Below are 9,207 nucleotides of genomic sequence, written 5' to 3' on the forward strand. Positions count from 1 at the left end.
GATATCAAATAATTGATTCGGCCAGCAGTAAAAAAGAAAGCAGCCAACGACGTTGCTTCAGTATTAAAAATTATTTTTTATTTTATTAGTTCCTCATAGCTAGATTAAAACAGCGTTATTCGATACGTGAAATTAAGAGGGATTTATGGAACATCAGAGAAAACTATTCCAGCAACGCGGATATAGCGAAGATTTATTACCGAAAACACAAAGTCAACGTACCTGGAAAACATTTAACTACTTTACCTTATGGATGGGTTCGGTTCATAACGTTCCCAATTATGTAATGGTCGGCGGCTTTTTTATTCTCGGCTTGTCTACTTTTAGTATTATGCTGGCAATTTTCCTTAGCGCCTTTTTTATAGCTGCGGTAATGGTATTAAACGGTGCTGCGGGCAGTAAATACGGCGTGCCTTTTGCTATGATCCTGCGAGCTTCGTATGGCGTGCGTGGCGCACTGTTTCCCGGACTGTTAAGAGGCGGGATTGCCGCCATCATGTGGTTTGGTTTGCAGTGTTATGCTGGATCGCTGGCCTGCTTGATCCTGATTGGCAAAATCTGGCCGGGATTTTTAACTCTCGGCGGTGATTTTACCCTGTTAGGGCTTTCTCTACCGGGCTTAATCACTTTCTTTCTCTTCTGGCTGGTTAACGTTGGTATTGGTTTTGGCGGTGGCAAAGTTTTAAATAAATTCACCGCTATTCTTAACCCGTGCATCTATATCGTCTTCGGCGGTATGGCAATTTGGGCGATTTCGCTGGTAGGGATTGCTCCAATCTTTGACTACATTCCTGGCGGTATTCAGAAAGCAGAAAATAGTGGCTTCCTGTTCCTGGTGGTGATCAACGCGGTGGTTGCGGTCTGGGCGGCACCGGCGGTGAGCGCATCAGACTTTACGCAAAACGCTCACTCTTTCCGTGAGCAGGCGCTGGGGCAAACGCTCGGTTTGGTTGTGGCCTATATTCTGTTTGCGGTCGCCGGGGTATGTATTATTGCCGGAGCCAGTATTCATTACGGCGCTGACACCTGGAACGTGCTGGATATTGTTCAGCGTTGGGACAGCCTGTTTGCCTCGTTCTTTGCGGTACTGGTTATTCTGATGACAACCATCTCCACTAACGCCACCGGTAATATTATTCCGGCTGGTTATCAGATTGCCGCTATTGCACCGACGAAACTGACCTATAAAAACGGTGTACTGATTGCCAGTATTATCAGCCTGCTGATCTGCCCGTGGAAATTAATGGAAAACCAGGACAGTATTTATTTGTTCCTCGATATTATCGGTGGGATACTGGGGCCGGTAATTGGTGTGATGATGGCGCATTATTTCGTAGTAATGCGCGGGCAAATTAATCTTGATGAACTGTACACCGCACCAGGTGATTTTAAATATTACGATAACGGTTTTAACCTCACTGCATTCTCAGTCACTCTGGTGGCGGTTATTTTATCTCTCGGCGGTAAATTTATTCCGGTCATGGAACCGTTATCGCGTGTTTCATGGTTTGTCGGCGTCATCGTCGCCTTTGCGGCCTACGCTTTATTAAAGAAACGCGCAGCAGTAGAAAAAACAGGAGAGCAAAAAGTCACAGGTTAATTAATCCCGATATTGAACATTGAGTTAAAAAACAATCTGTATTTTACAAGGAGTTTGTTATGTCTTTTGATTTAATTATTAAAAACGGCACCGGTCATTTTAGAAAACGAAGCTCGCGTTGTAGATATTGCCGTTAAAGGCGGAAAAATTGCCGCTATCGGTCAGGATCTGGGCGATGCAAAAGAAGTTATGGATGCGTCTGGTCTGGTGGTTTCTCCGGGCATGGTCGATGCGCACAGCCACATTTCTGAACCGGGTCGTAGCCACTGGGAAGGTTATGAAACCGGCACTCGCGCAGCGGCAAAAGGCGGTATCACCACCATGATCGAAATGCCGCTCAACCAGTTGCCAGCAACCGTTGATCGCGCATCGATTGAACTGAAGTTCGACGCCGCTAAAGGTAAGTTGACTGTCGATGCGGCACAACTGGGTGGCCTGGTCTCTTACAACATCGACCGTCTGCACGAACTGGATGAAGTGGGCGTTGTCGGCTTCAAATGCTTCGTTGCGACCTGTGGCGATCGTGGTATCGACAACGACTTCCGTGACGTAAACGACTGGCAGTTCTTCAAAGGCGCGCAGAAGCTGGGCGAAATGGGGCAGCCGGTGCTGGTGCACTGCGAAAACGCTCTGATCTGTGATGAACTGGGCGAAGAAGCGAAGCGTGAAGGTCGCGTAACCGCACATGACTATGTGGCTTCTCGTCCGGTATTTACCGAAGTGGAAGCGATTCGCCGCGTACTGTACCTGGCGAAAGTTGCCGGTTGCCGTCTGCACGTTTGCCACATCAGCAGCCCGGAAGGTGTTGAGGAAGTGACTCGTGCGCGTCAGGAAGGTCAGGATGTTACCTGTGAATCCTGCCCGCATTACTTTGTGCTGGATACCGATCAATTCGAAGAAATTGGCACCCTGGCGAAGTGTTCACCGCCGATCCGCGATCTGGAAAACCAGAAAGGCATGTGGGAAAAACTGTTTAACGGTGAAATCGACTGCCTGGTTTCCGACCACTCTCCATGCCCGCCGGAAATGAAAGCCGGTAACATCATGAAAGCATGGGGCGGTATCGCCGGTCTGCAAAGCTGCATGGACGTGATGTTCGATGAAGCAGTACAGAAACGCGGTATGTCTCTGGCCATGTTCGGCAAATTAATGGCGACTAATGCAGCAGATATTTTCGGTCTGCAGCAAAAAGGTCGTATCGCCCCAGGAAAAGATGCCGACTTCGTCTTCATTCAGCCGAATAGCAGCTATGTTCTTACCAATGACGATCTGGAATATCGCCACAAAGTCAGCCCGTATGTTGGCCGTACCATTGGCGCGCGTATCACGAAAACCATCTTACGTGGTGATGTGATTTACGACATTGAACAGGGCTTCCCTGTTGCGCCGAAAGGTCAATTTATCCTTAAACATCAGCAGTAATCTGGCCCCTGCAATGCCCGTCCTTGCGGCGGGCATTCTCCGGTTAAGGTGTGTTTATGTTCAATTTTGCAGTGAGCCGCGAAAGCCTGTTATCAGGATTTCAGTGGTTTTTCTTTATTTTTTGCAACACGGTTGTGGTTCCTCCTACGCTGCTTTCGGCTTTTCAGTTGCCGCAAAGTAACCTGCTTACGCTCACGCAATATGCTTTTCTTGCTACTGCACTGGCCTGCTTCGCTCAGGCGTTCTGCGGTCATCGTCGCGCTATTATGGAAGGGCCAGGCGGCCTGTGGTGGGGAACTATCCTCACTATCACCCTTGGCGAAGCATCGCGCGGAACACCTGTCAATGATATCGCCACCAGTCTGGCGGTGGGGATTGCGATTTCCGGCGTGCTGACGATATTGATTGGACTTAGTGGATTAGGTCATCGCCTTGCGCGGTTGTTTACTCCGACGGTGATGGTGCTGTTTATGCTGATGCTGGGCGCGCAGCTGACTACTATCTTTTTCAAAGGTATGCTCGGGCTGCCGTTTGGCATAGCCGACCCAAATTTTAAAATTCAGTTACCGCCGTTCGCGCTCTCGGTGGCGGTGATGTGCCTGGTACTGGGGATGATTATCTTCCTGCCGCAACGTTTTGCCCGTTATGGCCTGCTGGTCGGCACCATAACTGGCTGGTTGTTGTGGTACTTTTGCTTTCCTGCTTCGCATTCGCTCTCCGGTGAGTTGCACTGGCAGTGGTTCCCGCTCGGCAGTGGCGGTGCGTTGTCGCCGGGAATTATTCTGACGGCGGTGATTACAGGTCTGGTAAATATCAGCAATACCTACGGTGCGATTCGGGGCACGGATGTTTTTTATCCGCAGCAGGGCGCGGGAAATACGCGTTATCGTCGTAGCTTTGTGGCGACCGGATTTATGACGCTGATAACCGTACCGCTGGCGGTAATTCCATTTTCACCGTTTGTTTCATCCATTGGTTTATTAACCCAGACTGGCGATTACACGCGGCGTTCGTTTATTTATGGCAGCGTTATTTGCCTGCTGGTGGCACTGGTTCCGGCACTCACGCGACTATTTTGCAGTATCCCTTTACCAGTGAGTAGCGCGGTCATGCTGGTTTCTTATCTGCCTTTACTCTTTTCCGCGCTGGTGTTTAGTCAGCAAATAACGTTTACCGCTCGCAATATTTATCGACTCGCATTGCCGTTATTTGTCGGCATATTTTTAATGGCATTACCGCCTGTGTATCTGCAAGACCTTCCATTAACGCTTCGTCCTCTGCTCAGTAACGGCTTACTGGTCGGAATTTTACTGGCTGTTCTTATGGATAACCTTATTCCGTGGGAACGCATCGAATAATTTGTTGAAAAAGGATTGATAATGAAGATTGTCATTGCGCCAGACTCGTTTAAAGAGAGCTTAAGTGCAGAAAAATGTTGTCAGGCAATTAAAGCCGGGTTTTCGACCCTCTTTCCCGATGCGCACTATATCTGTTTGCCAATAGCAGATGGCGGCGAAGGAACGGTGGATGCGATGGTTGCCGCGACGGGCGGCAACATCGTGACGCTCGAAGTCTGTGGGCCGATGGGCGAAAAAGTGAATGCTTTTTATGGCCTTACCGGCGGCGGGAAAACGGCGGTGATTGAGATGGCGGCAGCAAGTGGCCTGATGCTGGTCGCGCCTGAAAAGCGTAATCCGTTGCTGGCGTCAAGTTATGGCACCGGCGAGCTGATTCGTCATGCGCTGGATAACGGCATTCGCCATATTATTCTCGGCATTGGCGGCAGCGCGACGGTAGACGGCGGTATGGGCATGGCGCAGGCGCTCGGTGTGCGTTTCATTGATGCCGACGGTCAGGCGCTGGCGGCAAACGGCGGCAATTTAGCGCGTGTGGCAAGCATTGAGATGGAGGAATGCGATCCGCGTCTGGCGAGCTGTCATATTGAAGTGGCGTGTGATGTTGATAACCCGCTGGTAGGGGCACGCGGCGCGGCGGCGGTGTTTGGCCCGCAAAAAGGGGCAACGCCGGAGATGGTCGAAGAGCTGGAGCAGGGGCTGCAAAATTTCGCCCGTGTTTTGCAGCAGCAAACGGAAATCAATGTCTGCCAGATGGCGGGCGGCGGCGCGGCGGGCGGTATGGGTATTGCGGCGGCGGTATTTCTCAATGCGGATATTAAACCGGGTATTGAGATTGTACTGCGGGCGGTCAACCTGGAGCAGGCGGTGCAGGGAGCGGCGCTGGTGATCACCGGGGAAGGGCGCATCGACTCGCAAACGGCAGGCGGTAAAGCGCCGCTGGGCGTGGCGTCGGTGGCGAAGCAGTTTAATGTACCGGTGATTGGGATTGCTGGCGTATTGGGTGATGGTGTGGAAGTGGTGCACCAGTACGGCATTGACGCGGTGTTCAGCATTTTGCCACGTCTGGCACCTTTAGCCGAAGTGCTCGCCAGTGGTGAAACCAATCTCTTCAACAGCGCGCGAAATATTGCCTGCGCCATTAAAATAGGTCAGGGAATTAAACCCTGATTCTTACCTTTAAAGCGGATGCGGTTCATATCGCATCTGCTTCTGATTGCTACGAGCATGGCTTTCCCCCTCTCCCCAAAGGGGCGAGGGGATTGTCTGTGCGGTTTTCAGCCTGAAGCGGATGCATTTTATCCCGCATCTGTTTTTTACCTGAATTTACCGCAAAAAAAGCCACGGTATAAACCGTGGCAAAATCCAACATAGCTAAAAATAATCAGGCGAGTGGTATGACTTAAATTTCTACGTCGCGGTTGCAATCTTTCGAGTAAATATAGCTGAACGCTTCACCACGCCCTACGCCATAACCGGCCTGTAAAGAATAAGCGCCCATAAAGATGTAATCGCCTTTTTTTACCGGGATCCAGTTATTATCGAGGTTATAAACTCCCTGACCGGAAAGAATATAAGCACCGTGCTCCTGAACGTGGGTTTCGATATAACCGTGGCTGGCACCTGGCGCAAAAGAGAGGATATGCATATTCATATCAAAACCTAACTCTTTGGGCAGAAAATCCAGCAGAATAACATCGTCCATGCCTTCATAATGAATGCGTTCCAGTTCGCTGGCATTGCCAGAAACCAGCCACGGCGCATGACCTTCTACCGGAACATAGCGGCGCTTATACAAGAAGATTTGGCTGTCTTCGGCCTGGGCATTAACAAACGTCATTAAGGAGCCTGGCGGGCAATAAAGATAGCCACCTTCGCTTAAGGCAAATGTTTTTCCTTCGGCTTCGGCAGTGATATTTCCAGAAATGACATACAGGAACGTTTCAATTCCTTCTCCGCCGAATCCCTGCTGATTACCGCCGTTTTGATGCAGCGTCACCAGATAATCGACAAACGTAGCGCCAAGCTTTGGTGTGGACAGGATTGTCGCGTCACAATTTTCAAAGCCAGGAATAATATTTTTTACCAGACCATCCGGGGTTAACAGCGCGAAATTACCGTGTTTAACAATCGCACGGTTAGCCAGTAAATCATCGCGGTAACCGGTGACGTTATTTAAATATCCCATTTATAACTCCTTATTTCTGCCAGGCAAGTTGATAAAGCATGAGTGCCAACGTTTTGACCCCTTCGGCAAGGTCGGTAATATTGGTGCGTTCCGCCGGGTTATGGCTGATCCCGTTAATGCTGGGAATGAAAATCATGCAGGTCGGCACGCGAGGCGCGAAAATTTGCGCATCGTGCCCGGCACCACTGTGCATCACCCGGTAATTCAGTTTTTCTGTTTCACACAGTTCCGTCAGGGTGGTGACCAGCTCTTCGTTCATCGGCACCGGTTCTTCGTCCATCCATAAATCGATATCAATACCAATGTCCATTTCATCGCAAATCGCCCGCATGTCGTTTTCTAACTGTTGGGTGAAATCGCGCAGCACGGCAGCGTCGGTGTGACGACAATCAATGGTGAACGTGGTTTTACCCGGCACTACGTTAACCGTATTTGGGCGCGGCTCCACTTTGCCAAAGGTCAGCACCAGCGGATCGCCCATCTTTTTCGCTTTGGCTACGGACTGATTGCAAATGCGGCTAAACGCATAAACCGTGTCACGACGATAGCCCATCGGCGTGGTGCCTGCATGGTTTGATTCGCCGTTCAGCGTCACCGTATAGCGACGTTGCCCGACAATTGCATTCACCACGCCAATTGACTGCCCATTACTTTCCAGCACACAGCCCTGTTCGATATGCAGTTCGACAAAGGCTTGAATATCCTGACGCGGAGTTAGTGGGGCGTTCGGCAGAGTGAATCCGCAAGCCTTCATCGCATCGACAAAACTATTTCCTTTGGCATTACAGATATTCCGCACGTCGTCAGGATTCGCCAGCCCAAAGATATTTTTACTGCCCCAGAAAACATACGGGAAGCGGCTGCCTTCTTCTTCTGCCATCGCCACCACTTCGACCGTACGTAGCGGCGCGCCGTATTGCGTTTTCAGCCAGTCAATTGCCAGCCAGGCCGCCAGCGCGCCGAATTGCCCGTCGAGGTTACCGCCGTTAACCACGGTATCGATATGCGAACCGCTCAGAACCACTTCCTGTGGATATTCGCTGCCACTCAGGCGACCGTATAAATTCCCCACGTCATCGAAACGTGTTTCCAGCCCGCTTGCTGCCATTCTTTTTTTAAATTGCTGTTGGGTTTCCAGCCATTCCGGCGAATAAAGTAAACGGGTCATCCCACCCGTAGGGTCAGCGCCAAAAGAGGAAAGCCAGGGCAGCGTTTCTTCTATGGCTTGACGAAAATGTGTAATCATAAGAAAGTCCTGTCTCAATAATTATTGCGCAAAGGGATTTTTCGTTTCGTATGACGTCTTATAAAGCGCGTCGGAAATTAAATACTGGTAAATATCATCAACAATTTCGATGCCTTCGACGGCGGCTTTTTGTTGTTTAATATCCTGATCCTGACCGGGATAATAAACCTGGTTAAAACCGGGCGCGGGGGTAATGGCATTTAATTCACGCATGGTCTGGCTAAGATGTTGACGGAATATTTCGCTGGAGGAGAAAAAGTTCGGGTTAATAACTACATGTAATTGCCCCAAATTACGCCCGGCGTGTAGATCGTCATACATCGAACTGACCTGGCGCCCGAACGGTAAGCCGAGTAACACGCCTGAGAGGACGTCAATCATCATCATCAGGCCATACCCTTTCGGCCCAGCGGCGGGGAGCAGAGCATGTACCGCGAACGGATCGGTTGTTGGTGCACCGTTTTTATCGACCGCCCAGCTTTCCGGGATAGACATATTACGCGAGCGGGCGTCGAGCACTTTTCCCCATGCCTGTACGGTAGTCGCCATATCAAAGGTAAGGATCTCGTCGCCTTCTCCCGGCGCGGCAAAGGCAAGTGGGTTAGTACCGTAGTAAATTTCCGCGCCGCCAAACGGCACCACCATTGGATCGGACTGGCACATCGAAATGCCAATTAATCCGGCGCGGGCTGCCTGCTGCACAAAATAAGAGATTGCGCCGCTGTGACCCATCCGGCTGATACCGACCACCGCAACGCCATTTTGTTGTGCTGTTTTAATGGCATGTTCCATGCCCATTTTCGCGGCGACCTGCCCGGCGGCATTGTCGGCATGTAAAATTGCCGAACACGGCCCCGTTTCTTCAAGACGGAACTCCGGTTCGCGGTTGGTGCCGCCTTTTGAAATACGTTCTGCGTAGTATTCCACGCGTACCGCGCCATGAGAGTGGATCCCTCTGGCATCGGCATAAACCAATACTTCAGCCACGGTTGCAGCGTGCTCACGTTTTAATCCAGCCTGGCAGAGTTTATTCTCGATTAGCTGGTGGAGTGTTTCCCGACTGATTTTCATCTGTCTTCCTTTTTAACGACGGTGTGAAGCATGACTGCAATTAACATACAGGGAAAATATCTGGATTATGTGATCCAGACAGGCAAAAAAATATAATTAGAATTTATTTGATAATCCGCGCACTTTTGGTTTGTTTTTTAAAATAACCCTGCTTGTTAAAAATTAGCAGATAATAGTCTGGCGGTTATTTGAATTCTTTTGCTAATAATTCCCGTGTGATATTCATCACCTTATTTTTCATCGGTCATCGGGTAATGACTCCAACTTATTGATAGTGTTTTATGTTCAGATAATGCCCGATGACTTTGTCATGCAGCTCCACCGA

General features: G+C 50.0%; 7 protein-coding genes and 1 pseudogene. 4 read left to right on the top strand and 4 right to left on the bottom strand.

The window, feature by feature from the left end; all coding sequences use genetic code 11:
* Positions 1–145: 145 nt before the first annotated feature.
* The 4 genes and pseudogenes from FC814_RS18375 to glxK all read left to right on the top strand — a co-directional run bounded on the left by FC814_RS18375 (position 146) and on the right by glxK (position 5,547).
* Positions 146–1,600 (top strand): putative allantoin permease, encoded by a 1,455-nt coding sequence (locus tag FC814_RS18375; RefSeq protein WP_137326284.1) that lies wholly within the window; start codon positions 146–148, stop codon positions 1,598–1,600.
* A gap of 59 nt (positions 1,601–1,659) precedes the next feature.
* A pseudogene (allB, locus tag FC814_RS18380) lies at positions 1,660–3,022 on the top strand (allantoinase AllB).
* Between the two features lie 56 nt (positions 3,023–3,078).
* On the top strand, positions 3,079–4,380 hold the full coding sequence (locus FC814_RS18385) for a uracil/xanthine transporter (protein WP_105289793.1): 1,302 nt from the start codon (positions 3,079–3,081) through the stop codon (positions 4,378–4,380).
* 21 nt (positions 4,381–4,401) lie between these two features.
* Positions 4,402–5,547 carry a glycerate 3-kinase gene (glxK, locus tag FC814_RS18390; protein ID WP_137326285.1) on the top strand — a complete coding sequence of 382 codons (1,146 nt, stop codon included), beginning with the start codon at positions 4,402–4,404 and terminating at the stop codon, positions 5,545–5,547.
* A gap of 232 nt (positions 5,548–5,779) precedes the next feature.
* Here the strand turns inward: glxK and allE are convergent, their stop codons facing one another.
* From allE to FC814_RS23605, 4 genes are all read right to left on the bottom strand, one after another.
* Positions 5,780–6,565: a (S)-ureidoglycine aminohydrolase gene (gene allE, locus FC814_RS18395; RefSeq protein ID WP_000540971.1), complete on the bottom strand. Its 786-nt coding sequence runs from the start codon at positions 6,563–6,565 to the stop codon at positions 5,780–5,782.
* A 10-nt stretch (positions 6,566–6,575) separates the two neighbouring features.
* A complete protein-coding gene (gene allC / locus FC814_RS18400) occupies positions 6,576–7,811 on the bottom strand; it encodes an allantoate deiminase (protein ID WP_137326286.1) in 1,236 nt (411 codons plus the stop codon).
* A 21-nt stretch (positions 7,812–7,832) separates the two neighbouring features.
* Complete coding sequence (gene allD, locus FC814_RS18405; protein WP_137326287.1) at positions 7,833–8,882, bottom strand: ureidoglycolate dehydrogenase; 1,050 nt, start codon at positions 8,880–8,882, stop codon at positions 7,833–7,835.
* A gap of 265 nt (positions 8,883–9,147) precedes the next feature.
* Positions 9,148–9,207: IS1 family transposase (locus FC814_RS23605; protein ID WP_071528444.1), on the bottom strand; the 60-nt coding region annotated here is incomplete at its 5' end.

This window comes from Escherichia sp. MR (assembly GCF_005280595.1).
GTDB lineage: Bacteria > Pseudomonadota > Gammaproteobacteria > Enterobacterales > Enterobacteriaceae > Escherichia > Escherichia ruysiae.